This window comes from Demequina sediminis (genome assembly GCF_039545075.1).
In the GTDB taxonomy this organism is placed as follows: domain Bacteria; phylum Actinomycetota; class Actinomycetes; order Actinomycetales; family Demequinaceae; genus Demequina; species Demequina sediminis.
The window spans coordinates 71,002-86,463 of the sequence record NZ_BAABRR010000003.1; the positions used below are offsets into that span (position 1 = coordinate 71,002).

Here is a 15,462-nt window from a genome sequence, read left to right on the forward strand (position 1 = left end):
GGCCCCACGGTAACGCGGGCGCCCCTGCGAAGCGACGATGCCGGGGCCGGGTTAGGCGATCGCGGTCGCCTGCACGCGCGGTCGCACGACGATCCAGAAGACGGCGTTCGCCACGATCAGGCACGCGACCATGACGATCGCCATCGACATCACCGAGACGCCGAGCACCCCGACGAGCGGCGACACGAGTCCCGCGACGCCGAAGTTCAGCGCGCCGATGAGGGACGCGGCCGTGCCAGCCTCCGCGCCGTGGTTCGCGAGCGCGGTGATCTGGACGGTGGGCATGATCACGCCCACCGAGGCGACCACGAAGAACAGCGGGACGAGCACGCCGATGAGTCCGAGGTCCAGCAGGTCACCCACGGCGAGCAGGACCGCGCCCGTGAGCATGATGATCAGTCCGCCGGTGGCGACCGCGCGCGGAGCGAGCACCCGCATGAGGCGCGCCGAGGTCTGGTTGGCGATCACGAGGCCGATCGAGTTGGCGCCGAACACGATGCCGTACTCCTGGGCGCTGAGACCGAACACGTCCTGAAGGACGAACGACGACGCGGAGAGGTAGGCGAAGAGTGCGGAGAACGTGAAGGCGCCGACGAGCGCGATGCCCACGAACGACGCGTCGCCCAGCAGGTGCGCGTAACGCACGCGCGTCGCCTTGAGCGACGTGCCGCCCCTGCGCTCGACGGGCAGGGTCTCGCGGATCACGCCGCCCACGACGAGCGCGACCAGGGCACCGTAGAGGGCGAGCACCACGAACAGGCCGCGCCAGTCCATGACGTTGAGGAGCTGCGAGCCGATCACGGGCGCGATCACCGGCGCGAGGCCGGTCACGAGCGCCATGCGGGCGAGCATGCGGATGAGCGCCTGGCCTGCAAAGAGGTCACGCACCATGGCCATCGCGACCACCGCGCCTCCCGCAGCGCCCACGCCCTGCAGCACGCGACCGACCATGACCCACTCGATCGTGGGCGCGAGCACCACCGCGATCGACGCGAGGATGTGGAGCACGGTCGCCGCGATCAGCGGGCGCTTGCGACCCAGCGAATCGCTCAGCGGCCCCACGATCAGCTGGCCGAGCGCGAAGCCGATCGTGGTCGCGGTGAGCGTGAGCTGGATGGCGGCGTCGGAGGCGAGCAGGTCGGCCGCCACGGTGGGGAACGCCGGAAGGTACATGTCGACGGTGAAGGGGCCGAGCGCCACGAGGGCACCCAGCACGACGATGTACATCAGCTTCTGGCGACGCGTCATCGCGCTGCCGGGGCTGAACGAGGTGGGTGCGACGGAGGGAGCGGCGGGGGCGGCGGCGGGCGTCGCGCCGGTGGCGGAGTCGAGCGTGGCGGTCAAGTCGGGGCCTTCTTGTGCTGGCGGGGCGCGGTGGCGTCCCTGTGCGGCGCGTGGTGTCGCGAGGGTGAGTGCGGAGGCGGGCGGAGGTCGGGTTGCTTCTCACGCCGCACACACGGAGACGCCCGGCGCTGAGCGATCGCTCAGCGCCGGGCGTCTCGTGGTCCGTCCGCCATTCTACCGGCTGTTGGACACTTGTCTACTGCTTCTTGGTCGCCTGGGCGTTGACCTCGTACGAGGTGTTGGTCGCCTCGAAGAAGTTGACTAGCTGAAGGGTGTCGTTGGCGGCGGCCATCCACTTGGCGGGGTTCGAGACGTTGTAGTGCGCCTCGAAGCCCAACTCCTCGAGCCGGCGGTCGGCCAGGTACTTGACGTACTGGTTCACGTAGTCGGAGTTGAGGCCCAGGATTCCCTTGGGGAGGAGGTCGCGGTTGTACGCCTCCTCCATCTCCACGGCACCCAGGATCATCTGACGGATCTCCTCGGCGAACTCGGGGTCCTGCAGGTCCTCGTTCTCCTCGAGCACCGTGAGGATGAGGTTGATGCCGAACTGCAGGTGCAGGGACTCGTCACGGATGATCCAGTCCATGAGCGAGCCGAAGTTGCGCAGCAGGTTCCGCTGACGGAAGCTCAGCGCGACCATGAAGCCCGAGTAGAACCAGATCCCCTCGAGGATGATGTTGTAGGCCACGAGGTTGCGGATGAAGTCCTTCTTGCCCTCGGTGGTCGTGATGTCGAGGGTCTCCTCCGTCATCCGCTTGATGAACTTGACCTCGAACTCCTCCTTGGCGGCCATCGAGGGCACGGTGACGTGCGATTCGTAGGCGGCCTCGCGGTCGATCGGGAAGGTCTCGAGCACGTACTCGAAGGACATGCAGTGGTTCGCCTCCTCCCACATCTGCTTCGCGAGGTACAGGTGACCCTCGGGAGCATTGATGTAGGGGTAGACGCCGAACGCGAGTGCCTTGTTCACCAGCAGCTCGTTGGGGTTGAAGTACGACATCAGGTACGTGATGGCGTGCTTCTCCTCCTCAGTCATCTTCTTGAAGTCCGCGAGGTCCTCACCGAGCTGAATCTCGTTGGGGAACCACGTGTTGGCGACGGCCTGGTTGTACAGGTCGTAGGCCCAGGGGTAGGTGATCGGCTTGAGCAGGAGTCCGTCCTGCACGCCGCTGCCGAGGATGCCCATGTGTGAAGTCTCCTGTTCCTAGTGATCCGCTACTGGCACGACTCGCACTGGAGCCGCTCCATGGGGTCCACGGGGCAGGCGACTCCGCCCACCAGTTCCGTGTCCCAGTCGACAACACTCTCCACCACGGTGAGCAGCGTGGCGCTCTCGGGGGCCGCGGCGGGAGTGGACTCGGGCAGCGAGGCCGGCGGGACCGCCGGCTGCTCCTGAGGGGCGGCGGCGAAGGCGCTCGCCGCGACCGCGGACAGGACCGATGCCGGGGCGGCGGTCGCGTGCGCAGCGGGTGCCGGGGTCGCTTCCGGAGTAGCAACGGGCGCCGACTGAGCGGAGGCCTCGGCGGGAGCCGCGGCCTTCGCCGCGCCGAAGCCGCCGAAGCCCTTCGCCACGGGGGACGCGGCGACCGGAGCGGCAGGCGCCGGGGTGGAATCGGCCACCACGGCATCGGCCACCACGGCGCTTGTCACGGCGGCGGCGACCTCGGCGGTCACCTCCGTGGGTGCGACGGCCTTCGCGGCGCCGAACCCCTTGCGCGCGGCGCCGAAGCCCTTGCGTGCACCGCCGCCGGTCGAGCCGGTGGCAGCGCGTCCCGCGGCATTGCCGGTGGCGTTGATCTTCTCGGTCTTGTTGACGCGCACCGTCGACTGCTCGGCGGTGTGACGCGGCTTCATGTGGAGGTAGTAGGTGGTCTTGACGCCACGCTCCCAGGCCGCCGCGTACAGCTTCATCATGTTCTCGACGTCGCGGTCCTCGAGGTAGATGTTGCGGCTGATGGCCTGGTCGATCCACTTCTGGGCGCGCGCCGCGACCTCGATGAAGGCGTAGGGCGAGAGCTGGAACGAGGTCTTGTAGACCTCCTTGAGGTGCTCGGGAACCTCGTCGATCTGGGACAGGTCACCCTGCACCTCGAGGAGACGGTCGCGCACCTGCTCCCACAGGCCCAGGTCCTGCAGGTCCTTCACCAGGTTGCGGTTGACCTCGAGGAACTTGCCCGACGAGGTCGCGCGGGAGAAGATCTGCGAGAACTGCGGGTCGAAGCCGGGCGTGGTGCCCGCCACGAGGCCGATCGACGCGGTGGGCGCGACGGCCATGAGGGTCGCGTTGCGGATGCCGCCCTTGACCTTCTCGCGCAGCGTGTCCCAGTCCTGGCGCACGGTGCGGTTGACGGCGATCGGGACGCCACGGTCGGCCTCGGTCTCGGCGATGGTGTCGAACGGCACCTTGCCCTGCGACCAGCCCGAGCCCTCGAAGTTGCTGTACGAGCCGCGCTCGCGGGCGAGGTCGGCCGAGGCATCGATCGCGTGGAAGGAGACGAACTCGACGATCTCGTCGATGAGGTCGTATGCCTCCTCGGACTCGTACGCGAGGCCCATGCGCTCCGAGATGTCGGTAAAGCCCATGACGCCCAGGCCGATCGCGCGGTTCTCGCGGTTCGCGAACTCCGACTCGGGCACCGAGGACAGCGTGATGTCGACCAGGTTGTCGAGCTGGCGCACCGCGAGGCGCACCGAGTCCTTCATGCGGTCCCAGTCGATCTTGCCGTCGACCAGGTGGGTCGACAGGTTCACCGAGGCGAGGTTGCAGACCGCGATGTTCTCGCGGTCCTGCGGAAGGCAGATCTCGGTGCACAGGTTCGACAGGTGGATCGTGCCCGTGTTGGTGTTGAGGGCACGGTTGTTGATCGTGTCCTTCCACGTGAGCCACGGGTGCGACGTGGTCTGCAGCATGATGAGGATCGACTTGTACTGCTCGCGCGCCTTCATCTTCTTGAAGTTGCGCATGCGTCCGGCCTCGGCCTGGGCCACGTACTCGGCGTAGCGAGCGGAGAAGGCCGCGCCGGTGAGCTCCACAAGGTCGGGGGTCTCGGCCGGGTCGAACAGGTACCAGTCGGCGTCCGCCTCGACGCGCTTCATGAACTCATCGGAGATCCACACCGCGGTGTTCGCGGTGCGCGTGCGGCGGTACGGGTCGCCGGAGTTCTGGCGCAGGTCGAGGAACTGGTGGAAGTCGAGGTGCCAGTTCTCCATGTAGAAGCACAGCGCGCCGAACTTCTTGCCACCGCGGCTCACGGCGCGCAGCGTCGAGTCGATCGTGTGCATGAACGGGATGGGGCCGGTCGAGGTGGTGTTGTTCGACTTGATCGGCGAGCCCTCGGAGCGCAGCTTGGTGACCGACAGTCCGATTCCGCCCGTGCCCTTGGTCAGCCACATAACGTCGCGCACCGACTTCGCGATGTGCTCAATGTCGTCCTCCATCTGCATCACGAAGCAGTTGGAGAGCTGGGGGTACGACGTGCCCGCGTTGACGAGGGTCGAGCCGGCGGGGAGGTAGTCGAGGCGCGAGATCTTGTCGTAGAACTCGAGAGCGGTCTCCGTGGGGTTCGCCTCGTTGAGGGCGAGTCCCATCGACACGCGCATCCAGAAGTACTGCGGAACCTCGAGGGACTTCCCATGACGGTCGGTGATCATGTAGCGGTTGCGCATCGTCACGGTGCCGATGTACTTCATGAGGTCGTCACGCGTGTGGTCGAGGGCCGCGGCGAGCGCGTCGAGGTCGAAGAGCTCGGTGAGGCGCGTGTCGAGCAGGCCCTCCTCGACCGCATCGCGGATGTAGCCGGGGAAGCGCGCCTGGTGGAGCAGCGCGAGCTCTAGCTCGGTGTCGTAGCCGCCCAGCACGCGCTTGTAGATGACCTTGCGCAGCATGCGCGCGGCGACCGTGTCGAAGCTCGGGTCGTCCTTGACGTTCTGGACGGCGACGCCGATCGCGGCCTCGTCGAGCTGCTCGGTCGTGATGCCGTCGAACAGAGTGATCGCGAGCTCGGTGGCGATCTGGGTGGTGATCGAGATCTGGTCGGGCAGGCCCTCGGCCGCGCGCTCGATCGCCTTGTTGATGCGGTCGGCGTTGTACGGCTCGCGCGTGCCATCACGCTTGGTGACGTGAATGCCTGGCGTGGCGGGTGCGACGCCCGCACCCTCGATGGTGGCGTTCTCGGTGATCGTCACGATGCTCCCCTTGGTTGTGCTCCGGACGCCTCGAAATGCCGTGCCGGAAGTGCTGAAGATATGGCGCTCGGGTGGCGGCGAGTTCCGGGGGACTTGCCGGCGTCGTCAGCTCGAGGCGCCCCCCGAATCTAACGCGAATCACACCCGTGTGCAACTAGATATGGGGGCATGTTGCGTCTTCTGCCCCTAGATGTTGTGGTCCTGTGGAGAAACCTGTGCAAAGCCTGTGGACGCCGCGGCGTGTCGTGTGGACGGCACGCGGACCCCTGTTGAAGACTGGTGGGCCGCCCCTGGATTCCACTAACCTCAGCCTCTCACCGGGGTCTGACAACGCCCCCACGCCCGCGGCTCCGCCACACCATTTCGCGGCTCCGCCACACGCGCATCGGCGTGTCGACGGCGTGTCGGGGCGAGAGGTGCGCCGATGCGGCCGCCACGACAGCGGACGTGTGGCGGAGCCGCAAAGGAATGCGCGAAGAAGTGCGCGCAGAAGTGCATGCAGAAGTGCGCGAAGAAGTGCGCGGATCAGACCGCGGACCAGAGCCCGCAGCCGAGCCGCCCTACCGGCCCGGAACTACAGGTCGACGACTCCGTACAGTCGGTCGCCCGCGTCGCCCAGGCCCGGCACGATGTACCCGACCTCGTTGAGGCGCTCGTCGACCTGCGCGACCACCACGGAGACGTCCGCGCGATCACCCACCTTGTCCTGCACGTGCTGGATGCCCTCGGGCGCGGCCAGCAGGCACACGCACGTGACGTCGGTCGCGCCGCGCTCGAGCACGTACTCGATCGCCATCACGAGCGAGCCGCCGGTCGCGAGCATCGGGTCGATGAGGAACACCTGACGCCCCGTGAGGTCCTCGGGCAGGCGGTTGGCGTACGTGATCGCCTCGAGCGTCTGCTCGTCGCGCTTGAGGCCCAGGAAGCCCACCTCGGCGCTCGGCAGCAGCCGCGTCATGCCGTCCAGCATGCCCAGCCCGGCGCGCAGAATCGGCACGATGATCGGCGCCGGATCCGCGATCTTGGTGCCCGTGGTCGCCGTCAGCGGTGTCTCCACCTCGCACTCGACCACGCGCACGTCGCGCGTCGCCTCGTACGCGAGCAGCGTGACCAACTCGTCGACGAGCAGGCGGAACGTGGGCGAGGGGGTGCGCTTGTCGCGGAGGACGGTGACCTTGTGACGGATGAGCGGGTGGTCCGCGACGTGCAGCTGCATGGGTCGAGCGTATCGCCTCCCACGCCCGCCGGGACGGGACGATGCGCGGGTAGCCTGGGCGCGTGAACGGCACCTGGGACGCGGCGATGGGCGAGGCGCTCGCGCAGGCGCGCCTCGCCGGCGAGTCCGGCGACGTGCCCGTGGGCGCGCTCGTGGTCGGCCCCACCGGCGAGGCCCTCGGAGTCGGCCGCAATCTGCGTGAGGAGCAGGGCGACCCCACCGCCCATGCCGAGGTCGTCGCGATCCGGGCCGCGGCATCGTCCCTGGGGACCTGGCGCCTCGACGGCTGCACCCTGGTGGTGACGCTCGAACCGTGCCTCATGTGCGCCGGCGCGCTGCTGCAGGCGCGCATCCCGCGGTTGGTGCTGGGGGCGTGGGACGCCAAGGCGGGCGCGACTGGCTCGCAGTGGGACGTGGTGCGCGATGCGCGCATCGGCTCGAAGGTCGAGGTCATCTCGGGCGTGCGCGGGGCCGAGAGCGCCGCGCTGCTCGCCGCATTCTTCGAGGCCCGGCGGTAGCGGGTGCCGTGGCGTGAGGGGGTGCGGCGCGCGGTCGTGAGCCTCGGCACGGTCGTGCCCGCCGGCGAGCCGCGGTGGCCCATCGCGCTGCAGGCGGCCATCACGCTGACCGTGCCGGTCGTCGTGGGTATCGCGGCCGGCCGCATGGACCTGGGCATGCTCGCGGCGGTGGGGGCCTTCACCGTGCCGTACTTCGCGGCCCTGCCGCGACTCGAGCGGCTGAGGCTGCGACCTCTCGCGGGGCTGGTGCTCGTGGCTACGGCGGCGCTCGGCGCGCTGCTGGCCCCCTCGGGCGTGTGGGCGGCGGTAGGGCTCGTCGCGGTGACCATCGCGGTGGGCGCCGCGGTTCACGGATATCGCCTGGGTCCGCCCGGGCCGCTGTTCCCCGTGCTGGTCTACGGGATGTCGTGGCACGCGGTGGGCAGCGGCGTGCCCGCGTCGACGCTGATCGCGTGTGTCGCGGCCGGCTGCACTTTCGCCGTGCTCGTGAGCATCACTCCCCTGGTGCGACGCGTGCACTGGTCCGTGACGCCGCGCCCCTTGCGCGTGCTGCTCGCCGCTCCGCTGTGGGACCGCGGGGCACGGGAACTCGTGATTCGCACCGCGATCGTCGCGGTGGCTGCCACCGCGGTGAGCCTCGTGTACGTGGACCCCGAGCGCGCGTACTGGACGGTCGCGGCCGGAGTGGTCGTGATTGGCGTGGTGCCTGGGCGCGGTCCCGCACTCACGCGCGGACTTCATCGCGCCGTGGGTACCGGCGTGGGGGTGGGCGTCTACCTCGCCATCGGAGCGGCGGGCCTCGCGCCGCTATGGCTCGCGGCGGTCCTCTTCGCCCTGCAGTTCATCACGGAGCTCGCGATCACGCGCCACTACGCGATCGCGGTGGCCGCGGTGACTCCCCTCGCGCTCGTGCTCGTGACGGCCGGGGCGGGCGAGCTCGGCACCACCGCGGTGGTCGGAGAGCGACTCGTCGACACCCTTGTGGGCGCCGCCCTAGGGGTCGCCACCGCACTCATCCATCCCCCCGCCCCACCCGATCCCGAGGGGCGACTGGCGCCACCGCATCGTCCCGATTAGGTCCCACGGGTGAACAGCGGGTAATCTCTTCCGCGGTGCCGTGTCCGAGCGGCCTAAGGAGCACGCCTCGAAAGCGTGTGTGGGTGAAAGTCCACCGTGGGTTCAAATCCCACCGGCACCGCCATGTGATGAAGCCCGTCTCGCGATCGCGCGAGGCGGGCTTTGTTGCGTTTGCGGACGCCTCAGGGTGGCGAGGCCCGATGGTCGTCGCGGCTAGCGTGCCGCCCGCACCTCGCGCATGGCGAGCGCGTGGTGCTCGACGTCCGCGAGCAGGCCCGCGAGCGCACGGTCGTGGTGGTCGACCGGCCGGGCCTCGTAGCCGTCGAAGTCCGCACGGTTGTCGAGCGTGACGTGGCGACGCACGTGCACCATTCCGACCGCGCTCAGCACGCCGCGCAGGTGCTCCGCGGCGCGGGTCCCCCCCGCGTTGCCGTACGAGACGATTCCCGCGGCCTTGTCATTCCACTCGGCCCAGAGGAAGTCGATCGCGTTCTTGAGCGCGGCCGGATACGAGTGGTTGTACTCCGGCGTGACAAACACGAAGCCATCGAGCGGGGAGATCAGATCGGCCCAGGCACGGGTATGGGCGTGGGCATAGTCGCCCTTCGCGGGCGACTCCGGCTCGTCGAGAAGGGGCAGCCCTTGGTCCGCAAGGTCGATCAGCGTATAGCGGGCGTCGCGAGTGCTCGCGAGTTCGGCGACCCACGCCGCGACAGACGCCCCGCGCCGGCGCGGGCGGGTGCTGCCGAGGATGATGCCGATGCCGAGGCCGCCTGTGTCCATGAGTCGATCCTGGTGCGCGCGGGCGGGCCGGGTCAATGGCGCTCGGAAGGGCGGCGCGCTGGAGCGAATCCCTTCGCGGGTGCGCCACACGCGAACGACCGTGAATGTCCCATAGGAGGCAGGGATCGGTCGAAAGCGACAATGGATGTCCCCAAGCGTGCGGCGTGTGTGGCGGAGGCGCGGGGCATGCCGCCGGCGGAGTCGCTGGGTGCTGGGGGCTGAGGCGCGGGCGAGGGGACACGGCGGTGCAGCACGTGCAGGCGCATCCCGTACGCTATACATCGATGTAAAGCACAAGCCCGCACGCTCGAGGAGGAGCCCCGCATGGTTCGCGTTCACGATGTCTGCGCCCCCGCGGCGCCCTCCGCCGTCGCGGCCCGCGACCTCACTCCGCTCCCCCTCGCGGACGTGACGCTCGACGCGGCGCACGAGCTCGGCGCATGGCAGAGCCTCAACCGCGACCACACGCTGCCGCACGTGATCGAACGGCTCGAGACCTCCGGCGTGCTCGACAACCTGCGCCGCATCCCCGGAGAGTCGGACGCCCCCTACCGCGGCTTCAACTTCGCGGATTCGGACCTCCACAAGACGCTTGAGGCGATCGCGTGGGAGGCCGCCCGCGTGCCGGGCGACCAGCCATGGGAGGCCTTCACCCGAGATGCCACCGCGCTGCTCGCGCGTGCCCAGCGCGAGGACGGCTACCTCGACTCGCACGTCCAGGGTCACCCCGACCAGGAGCCGTGGCGCGACATGCGGTGGGGTCACGAGCTGTACGTGCTCGGCCACCTGATCCAGGCCGCGATCGCGCGCGAGCGCGCCACGGGCGCGGACGACCTGATGGACGTCGCGCGCCGCTTCGCCGACCTCGCGGTCACGGAGTTCGGCCCCGCGTCGACCCGCGCGGACGGCTACTGCGGACACCCCGAGATAGAGACCGCGCTGGTCGAACTCTTCCGCCACACGGGAGAGCGCGCGTACCTGCGCACCGCGCTCGCGATGATCGATCGCCGCGGCACCGGGGCCCTGGGGACCGGTCCCTTCGAGTCCGCGTACCACCAGGACCACACCCCCGTGCGCGAGTCGCGCGAGGCCACCGGCCACGCCGTGCGCCAGCTCTACCTCAACGCCGGCGTCGCGGATGCGGCCGCCGAGACCGACGATGCCGAGCTGATCGACGTCCTCGCCGCGCAGTGGGAATCGGCCCACGGTGCGAAGGCGTACGTCACCGGCGGCATGGGCGCACGCCACAAGGACGAGTCCTTCGGCGATCCCTTCGAGCTGCCGCCGGACCGCGCGTACGCCGAGACGTGCGCCTCGATCGCCTCCTTCCAGTGGGACTGGCGCATGCTCCTCGCGACCGGCGACGGGCGCCACGCCGACGCGATGGAGCGTGCGCTGTACAACGGCATCGCGTCCTCGACGTCGGTCGACGGCCGTCGCTTCTTCTACTCGAATCCCCTGCAGCTGCGCACGGGCCACGACGGCACCAGCGAGTACTCGCCGTCCGAGCGGCTCGACTGGTTCGCGTGCGCGTGCTGCCCGCCCAACCTCGCGCGGCTCGTGTCCTCCCTCGGCGCCTACGTCGCCACCGGCACCGAGATCGCCGCCCGTCTCCACCTTTACGGAGCCGGCGAGATCCGCATCGGCGCCACCACCCTCACCGTGACGACCGACTATCCGTGGGACGGCCGCGTCGACATCGCCGTCGACGGCCCCCTCGAGTCGCTCGCGTTGCGGATTCCCGCCTGGGCCAGGGGAGCGACGCTCGAGGTGGACGGGCGAGGGGACGATGCCGTGGCCGGGTCGGACGGGTACGCCAGGGTGGCGCTGGGGGGCCACGCGGAGCATGCCGGCCCGCGCCGGATCACCCTCACGCTGCCGATGCCGGTCGACCTGCTCGACCCCCACCCGCGCGTCGACGCGGTGCGCGGCTGCGTGGCGCTGCGGCGCGGTCCCGTGGTGTTCTGCCTCGAGCAGGCCGACCTCCCCGGCGGCGTCGCGCTCGAGGACGTGCGCCTGGACCCCTCGGTCGCTCCGCGCGTGGGCCCCGCGGTCGCCTCACTGCGCGCGGGCGTCACGCTCCACGCGCAGGCGGTGGTGCGCCCCGCCGTGGGCCTGCCGATCGCGACGGCCCTGCCGCGGGCGTCGCGGACGCCCGCGCCGTCTGGCATGCTTCCAGGGAGGATCGCCCTGCGCGCCATCCCTTACGCCCGCTGGGCGAACCGCGGGGGCGGCGCGATGAGGGTGTGGATTCCCGTCGACGAGGAGGGTTCGGCCACGTGAACGGCACAGGTGTGGGCGGCAACGTGACGATGCACGACGTCGCGGCGCTCGCGGGCGTGTCCGTGAAGACCGTCTCGAACGTCGTGAACGACTACCCCCACATCCGTCCCGCCACGCGCGACAAGGTGCAGAAGGCGATCGACGAGCTCGGCTACCGCATGAACCTCTCGGCGCGCAGCCTGCGTCAGGGTCGCACCGGAATCATCGGCCTCGCGCTCCCGGAGCTGTCGCTGCCGTACTTCGCGGAGCTCGCCGACTCCGTGATCCGCGCCGCCGAGGCGCGCGGGGTCGTGGTCCTCATCGAGCAGACGGGTGCGGACCGCCAGCACGAGCTCGACGTGCTGACCTCGGACCGGCGCCAGCTCACGGACGGGCTGATCTTCTCGCCGCTCGAGCTGGGCCCCGACGACGCGGACGCGCTGCAGGTGAACTATCCGCTCGTGGTGCTCGGCGAGCGCATCTTCGGCGGCGACTGGGACCACGTCACGATGAACAACGTCGACGCGGCGAGGGCGGCCACCCAGCACCTCATCGACCAAGGCCGTCGCAGGATCGCCGTGGTGGGCGCGCACGCGGGCGAGACCATGGGCTCGGCGGCCCTGCGCGTGCTCGGATATCAGGCGGCACTCGCGGCCAACGGGATCCCGCTCGATCCCGCGCTCATCATCGAGGGCGGCCTGTGGCACCGCGCGACGGGCGCCGAGGGCACCCACCGTCTCCTCGACTCGGGTGTGCCGGTCGACGCGATCTTTGGGCTCAACGACGCCCTCGCGCTGGGCGCCCTCCACGCTCTTCACGCGCGCGGCATCGACGTGCCGGGTCAGGTCGCGGTGATCGGATTCGACGACATCGAGGACGCGGCGTACACCTCGCCCACGCTGTCCTCGATCTCCCCCGGGCGCGAGCAGATCGCGACCACGGCGGTCGACCTGCTGCTCGCGCGCATCGCCGGCTCCACGGAGCCGTACCGGCGCGTCATTCCCGACTTCGCCCTCATCGCGCGCGAGTCCACGGGAGGCTGAGAGGCCGCCGGGATCGGTCCCGGCTAGGCCCGGCGCGCGTCGACCTTGTCGAGCCAGCGGTCGACCAGCAGCCCGGTCAGCAACAGCGGCACGGCGATGCCCGCGAGCACCAGGAGCGGCGGGTAGCGCAGTCCCACCGCGATCAGGGCAACCGCCGTGACCGCGCATCCGACAGCGGTGAGCGGAGACAGGAGCGGGGCGAGCGCCACGAACCGCAGCGCGGGCAGCGGGGCGTCGCCGTAGCGGCGCAGCACGTGCGGGGCGTAGACCAGGCACGCGATCGCGTAGCCGCCCACGGCAATCACGGCCCCCGTCAGCACCGCGGCCAGCGTCCCAGACCCGTGCGCGAGCAACACCAGCAGCTCATACCAGGCGAGCACGACCACCAGGATGAGCGGGGCCGTGACGATCACGGCGCGGCGGAACTCCTGGCGATACGCACCCCAGAAGTCTCGCCACAGCGCATCGGACGCGTCGCCCTCGGCAAGCCTGCGCAGCAGGATCGCCCCGGCGGTCATCGCCGGCCCCAGGCCCGCAATCCCCAGCCCGAGCATCGTCCCTGTCACCATGAGGATCTGAATCCCGGCGAGCTGCGCCGCGACGCGCAACCACGCCATGAGCCGGCCCGACCAGCCAGGAATGTCCTGCTCGCCGGCGCTGCCCTCGAGCGGCACCGGCTGCTTCACGCGTCCGGGTCGCGCCTTCCTGTCCGCCACGATCGCCATCATCCCACCCGCGTGCCGACCACGACCGAGCCCGCCGGACCGCGCGCGGCACAGACGAGCGCCGCGCGGCCGCGCACCGCATCCCACCCGGGGAACACCACGGCGTCCACGGGCGACGAACCATCGCGAGTGAACCGCCCGGCGCCGTGCGCGACCAGCCCCTCAAGCTCCGCGGGGCCCACACGCACGCGCCGCGACGGCGTCACGACGTCCGTGGGGCCGCCAAAGTCGACGATCTCCCACTCGCCCTCGAGCTCCGCGAGGCGCGACGGCCATGTGGACTCGTCGTCGTTCTCGCGCGCTCCGGCCCACGGCTGGATCGACACCAGGGGCCAGCCCTCGTGGGTCCATACGAGCCTGCGCACTTGCACCTCGTGCTGTCGCGGCGTCTCCTCGAAGCGGGTGTGGTGGACCAGCAGCTGGCGCCCCTGCTCCGTCAGCACCGAGGCATGACCGGGCGCCAGGATGCCGCGCGCACCCTCGAGCCGATGGCTCGCGAGCACCGTGAGGCCCACCGAGGTCGGGTCGGCGTCGAGATCCGTCATCGCGTGACCGGCGGGATCGACGTACGGCCCCTCGAGGTCGCGCGCGACCGCGACGCGCAGGTGATACGTGCTGACGAGCGAGTCATAGGAGACCACCAGCGCCCAGCCCCCGCCGGGGCGGGCGATCACGTACGGGCCCTCGAGCGCGGTGTCGACGTCGCGCGGGCGCCGCGCGATGAGCGTGCCGGGGGACGATGCCGGCCCATCCGGAGCAGGCGTGATCGCCTTCCCGGAGGGAAGAGCGAAGCCGGTGACCGGGTCGAGCTCGATCACGTGAAGGCCCGCGAAGAACGAGCCGTAGACCATGACGTGACGCTTACCGTCGATCACCAGCTGCGCGTCGATCGCGTTGTGGTGGTCGACCTCGTGACGCGTCGCGACCACCAGCCCGCGGTCCTCCCACGGCCCCTCCGGAGCGGGCGCGGTCGCCAGGCCGATCGCCGACGTGCGCGAGCCGAAGGTCGACGCCGAGTAGTACATGCGCCACTGGACACCGTCCGCGGTCTCCACGCGCACCACGTCGGGCGCCCAGAGGCCGTCGGCGCCCGTGTGGGCGAAGGCCGGTGCAGGCACGCCATCGAGGGCGCAGCCCACGTACTCCCACGTGACCAGGTCGGTCGAGCGCCGGATCTGGACGCCGGAGGCGCGCAGGGGACCGTCGGCATCGGCGTCGGTCGAGAACAGCCAGTAGACGCCGTGGTCGTCACGCACCGCGGTCGGGTCGTGGGCGTTGCGCGCGCCCCAGGTGGACGGATCGGGACGCGAGGGGCCACCGGCCCCGCCGTCGAGGGACGGGGCCGTGTCGGTCGTGGTCATCTCAGGTCTTCGATCCGGTGAGGGCGATCGACTCGATGATCTGGCGCTGGAAGACCAGGAAGACGATCAGGATGGGCAGGACCGACACCACCGAGGCACCCATGATGAGCGGGTAGTCGCGCTGCGTCGCGTACTGGACGTTCATGTTCGCGATCACCACCTGGAGCGTCTGAATCTCGGGGGTGTTGAGGTAGATGATCGGCGCCAGGTAGTCGTTCCACACGAACATGAACCACAGGATGAACTGCGCGGCGATCGCCGGCCGGATGAGCGGCACGATGATGGTCCAGAAGATCTTCAGGTAGGAAGCACCGTCGATCTTGGCCGCCTCGACCAGCGAGTCGGGCACGTTGTGCAGGTACTGGCGCAGGAAGAAGATCATGATGACGTTGCCCAGGATGACGGGCACGATCAGCGGGAGCAGCGTGTCCACCCAGCCGATCTTCGAGAACATCACGAACTGAGGGATCATCAGCGTGGGGAACGGCACCATCATTCCCGACAGCAGCATGAGGAAGATCGCGTTCTTGCCGGGGAGGCGGAGCTTCGCGAGGGCGAAGGCCGCGAGCGCCGAGAACACGGTGCCGACCACGGTCACGCTGACCGAGACGATCAGCGAGTTCCTGATGCCCGACAGCACGTAGGTGTCGTCGAAGAGGCGCACGTACGTGTCCCACATGAACGGATCGGGAATCCACTCCGGGGGGAGGGCGTACACGCCCTCCTTGGTCTTGAGCGAGGTCGAGACCATCCACAGCAACGGCGCGGCCATGATGACGGCGCCGACCGCAAGGATCGCGGTGAGGAACGCATTGACCAGCGGGTTCTCGCGGGTGGCGCCCTTGGCCTTGAAGAAGCCGGGCGCAATCGCGGGACGGGGGTCGCCGCCGGTCGCCTTGACCATCGCGGCGGGGGCGGTCTTCGCGGTTGACGAGGTGACGCTCATGT

General features: G+C 69.9%; 12 protein-coding genes and 1 tRNA gene. 5 read left to right on the plus strand and 8 right to left on the minus strand.

Annotation, left to right across the window (positions count from 1 at the left end):
• Positions 1-51: 51 nt before the first annotated feature.
• The 4 genes from ABEA62_RS03690 to upp form a co-directional block, all read right to left on the minus strand.
• The gene (locus ABEA62_RS03690; RefSeq protein ID WP_286216763.1) at positions 52-1,248 is read right to left on the minus strand and encodes a multidrug effflux MFS transporter; all 1,197 of its coding nucleotides are present in this window, start codon (positions 1,246-1,248) and stop codon (positions 52-54) included.
• A gap of 292 nt (positions 1,249-1,540) precedes the next feature.
• On the minus strand, positions 1,541-2,530 hold the full coding sequence (locus tag ABEA62_RS03695; protein WP_286214717.1) for a ribonucleotide-diphosphate reductase subunit beta: 990 nt from the start codon (positions 2,528-2,530) through the stop codon (positions 1,541-1,543).
• A gap of 29 nt (positions 2,531-2,559) precedes the next feature.
• Complete coding sequence (locus ABEA62_RS03700; protein ID WP_425557965.1) at positions 2,560-5,523, minus strand: ribonucleoside-diphosphate reductase subunit alpha; 2,964 nt, start codon at positions 5,521-5,523, stop codon at positions 2,560-2,562.
• A gap of 580 nt (positions 5,524-6,103) precedes the next feature.
• The gene (upp, locus tag ABEA62_RS03705; RefSeq protein ID WP_286214716.1) at positions 6,104-6,745 is read right to left on the minus strand and encodes a uracil phosphoribosyltransferase; all 642 of its coding nucleotides are present in this window, start codon (positions 6,743-6,745) and stop codon (positions 6,104-6,106) included.
• 62 nt (positions 6,746-6,807) lie between these two features.
• On the opposite strand from upp, the gene ABEA62_RS03710 reads away from it, so the two are divergent.
• The 3 genes from ABEA62_RS03710 to ABEA62_RS03720 all read left to right on the plus strand — a co-directional run bounded on the left by ABEA62_RS03710 (position 6,808) and on the right by ABEA62_RS03720 (position 8,464).
• The gene (locus tag ABEA62_RS03710) at positions 6,808-7,263 is read left to right on the plus strand and encodes a nucleoside deaminase (RefSeq protein WP_425557959.1); all 456 of its coding nucleotides are present in this window, start codon (positions 6,808-6,810) and stop codon (positions 7,261-7,263) included.
• 36 nt (positions 7,264-7,299) lie between these two features.
• Positions 7,300-8,340 carry an FUSC family protein gene (locus tag ABEA62_RS03715; RefSeq protein WP_286214714.1) on the plus strand — a complete coding sequence of 347 codons (1,041 nt, stop codon included), beginning with the start codon at positions 7,300-7,302 and terminating at the stop codon, positions 8,338-8,340.
• Between the two features lie 34 nt (positions 8,341-8,374).
• Positions 8,375-8,464, plus strand: a tRNA-Ser gene (locus tag ABEA62_RS03720).
• A gap of 89 nt (positions 8,465-8,553) precedes the next feature.
• Here the strand turns inward: ABEA62_RS03720 and ABEA62_RS03725 are convergent.
• Positions 8,554-9,123, minus strand: a complete 570-nt coding sequence (locus ABEA62_RS03725; protein WP_345378647.1) for an NADPH-dependent FMN reductase — start codon at positions 9,121-9,123, stop codon at positions 8,554-8,556.
• 324 nt (positions 9,124-9,447) lie between these two features.
• On the opposite strand from ABEA62_RS03725, the gene ABEA62_RS03730 reads away from it, so the two are divergent.
• Positions 9,448-11,406: a glycoside hydrolase family 127 protein gene (locus ABEA62_RS03730; RefSeq protein ID WP_286214707.1), complete on the plus strand. Its 1,959-nt coding sequence runs from the start codon at positions 9,448-9,450 to the stop codon at positions 11,404-11,406.
• 29 nt (positions 11,407-11,435) lie between these two features.
• Positions 11,436-12,428, plus strand: coding sequence for a LacI family DNA-binding transcriptional regulator (locus ABEA62_RS03735; protein WP_345378783.1), 993 nt, complete (start codon positions 11,436-11,438; stop codon positions 12,426-12,428).
• A 23-nt stretch (positions 12,429-12,451) separates the two neighbouring features.
• Here ABEA62_RS03735 and ABEA62_RS03740 read toward each other — a convergent pair whose 3' ends face one another.
• From ABEA62_RS03740 to ABEA62_RS03750, 3 genes are read right to left on the minus strand one after another with little or no spacing between them, the layout of a single operon-like run.
• Entirely contained in the window at positions 12,452-13,144 is a 693-nt protein-coding gene (locus ABEA62_RS03740; RefSeq protein WP_286214705.1) for a YesL family protein, read from the minus strand.
• A gap of 8 nt (positions 13,145-13,152) precedes the next feature.
• Complete coding sequence (locus ABEA62_RS03745; RefSeq protein WP_286214703.1) at positions 13,153-14,514, minus strand: arabinan endo-1,5-alpha-L-arabinosidase; 1,362 nt, start codon at positions 14,512-14,514, stop codon at positions 13,153-13,155.
• 1 nt (position 14,515) lies between these two features.
• Entirely contained in the window at positions 14,516-15,460 is a 945-nt protein-coding gene (locus ABEA62_RS03750; RefSeq protein WP_345378654.1) for a carbohydrate ABC transporter permease, read from the minus strand.
• Positions 15,461-15,462: the final 2 nt, after the last annotated feature.

Excerpts from the sequence above, each read along its gene's own strand:
- ABEA62_RS03690 (WP_286216763.1), bottom strand. The coding sequence starts at position 1,248 with ATGACGCGTCGCCAGAAGCTGATGTACATCGTCGTGCTGGGTGCCCTC.
- ABEA62_RS03695 (WP_286214717.1), bottom strand. The coding sequence starts at position 2,530 with ATGGGCATCCTCGGCAGCGGCGTGCAGGACGGACTCCTGCTCAAGCCG.
- upp (WP_286214716.1), bottom strand. The coding sequence starts at position 6,745 with ATGCAGCTGCACGTCGCGGACCACCCGCTCATCCGTCACAAGGTCACC.
- ABEA62_RS03725 (WP_345378647.1), bottom strand. The coding sequence starts at position 9,123 with ATGGACACAGGCGGCCTCGGCATCGGCATCATCCTCGGCAGCACCCGC.
- ABEA62_RS03730 (WP_286214707.1), top strand. The coding sequence starts at position 9,448 with ATGGTTCGCGTTCACGATGTCTGCGCCCCCGCGGCGCCCTCCGCCGTC.
- ABEA62_RS03735 (WP_345378783.1), top strand. The coding sequence starts at position 11,436 with ATGCACGACGTCGCGGCGCTCGCGGGCGTGTCCGTGAAGACCGTCTCG.
- ABEA62_RS03745 (WP_286214703.1), bottom strand. The coding sequence starts at position 14,514 with ATGACCACGACCGACACGGCCCCGTCCCTCGACGGCGGGGCCGGTGGC.
- ABEA62_RS03750 (WP_345378654.1), bottom strand. The coding sequence starts at position 15,460 with ATGAGCGTCACCTCGTCAACCGCGAAGACCGCCCCCGCCGCGATGGTC.